We start from the raw sequence: 1663 nt of genomic DNA on the forward strand, positions 1-1663 counted from the left end.
GGAGGGAATACGCGGACAAGGTCAAGGGGTTTGGCGAGGCCGATGCCTTTGCATCGCACGATGCTAAAGCCCGGTGGATTTGGCCCGAATTCGCCTGGCCCACTGGTCGAACCGCATTTCTCTCGAAATGCGGTCAATTCGACCAGCGGGTTTGAAAGCTTGTAGGTTTGCCAAGCAAACCAACGGCTGGGTTTCCGGCTCTAAATAGGCAACATTTGCTCTAGCGCTTCTTTTTTGGCTTGCTTTCACTTGCAATGCTCTTGCGCAGGGCGTCCATAATGTTGATGACATTGCTGGATGGCTCGGGCTCTATTGCCTTTGCGGCGGGCCGTTTCTTGCCCTTCTTTTTCGCAGCTATGATTTCAAGCAGGCGATCCTGTACCGGATCGTCCACCATCTTCGGGTCCCAGGGCTTCGTCCGCTCGTCGATCAATGTTTTCACCAGCGTCATGAGCTGGGGGTCAGTTTTACCATTCTGGATGTCGCCGAAATAGGCATCGCGGTCGCGCACCTCATCACCGTAGCGCAACGTCCACAGCACTATCCCAAGGCCGCGCGGCTCAAGCATCACCGCCCGTTCGCGCCGATACATGACGAGTCGCGAGATACCGACCCTGCCAGTTGCCTCCATGGCGCCGCGTATGACCGAAAAGGCTTCTTCGCCCACGGGATCGTCCGGCGTCAGATAATGCGGCTTGTCGTACCAGATCCAGTCAATGCTCTCGCGTGGCACGAACATTTCGATATCGATCGTGCGCGTGCTTTCGAGCGCCACTGCACTGATCTCGTCATCCTCGAGCATGACATATTCGTCTTCGCCGCGCTGATAGCCTTTTACCTCGTCGTCCTCATCGATGGGTTTGCCGCTCACCGAATCGACATACTGGCTGACGACGCGGTTGCCGGTTTTCCGGTTGAGCGTGTGGAAACGTATCTTTTCCTCGTCCGTGGTCGCCGGCGACATTGCCACAGGACAAGTTACCAGCGAGAGCTTGAGATACCCCTTCCAGAATGAGCGTGGAGCCATGAAAGACACTTTCCCCTTGCGATTGGCGTGAACGGTCCTGCAGGAGTTTGGTTCCCGGTAACCGGCCTTGGTTCAAGGCAGCTTTGCCGCCACGACGTCCAGCTTGTTTATCTGCGGCGGGGCGGCAAAGAGTTCGTCCGCCCGCGCCATGAGCGCCGCCGCAACCTTGCCCGACAGATGTGCACCCCGCGCATCCTCATCGGGGAACGCATCGAAGATTGCAAAGGAAGTCCTGCCGAACCGGACGCCAAACCATGCGACGGTCCCCGGCTCCTCATTGACCAGCGGCAGTCCCGCACGGAGAAATGCAGCGACCTCCTCCTCTTTTCCGGGCCGTGCTTCAAGCGGCACATAAAGGGCGAATTTGACCATGATCATTCCTCCTTGAAAGTTGGATTTCATGTTCGAAAGACATACGGCAGCATCGATTGACTGAATACTACGCTCGTTCCGCAACGGTACAATTTCCGGTAGCATGCACCTTTTTGGCGCAACAGGGAACAGTCTGACTCGCAATCACGTTCTCCACCCACTTTCGACGGTTCGGCGCGCGCTCGCGCTTCTCGTTGAGGACCTCCGTGCTGCCGAAACCGGTCTTATGCGGCTACTCGAAAGAGGCCATTGCATAGCCAATTT

Annotated in this window: 2 protein-coding genes; both read right to left on the reverse strand. The window is 56.8% G+C overall.

Annotation, left to right across the window (positions count from 1 at the left end; all coding sequences use genetic code 11):
• Window positions 1–220: 220 nt before the first annotated feature.
• Window positions 221–1027 carry a Ku protein gene (locus tag AAAC48_RS27645; RefSeq protein ID WP_340657268.1) on the reverse strand — a complete coding sequence of 269 codons (807 nt, stop codon included), beginning with the start codon at window positions 1025–1027 and terminating at the stop codon, window positions 221–223.
• Window positions 1028–1099: 72 nt separating this feature from the next.
• Entirely contained in the window at window positions 1100–1399 is a 300-nt protein-coding gene (locus AAAC48_RS27650) for an antibiotic biosynthesis monooxygenase (protein WP_340657269.1), read from the reverse strand.
• Window positions 1400–1663 lie beyond the last annotated feature (264 nt).

The organism is Phyllobacterium sp. (assembly GCF_037994405.1).
Classification (GTDB): Bacteria; Pseudomonadota; Alphaproteobacteria; order Rhizobiales; family Rhizobiaceae; genus Phyllobacterium.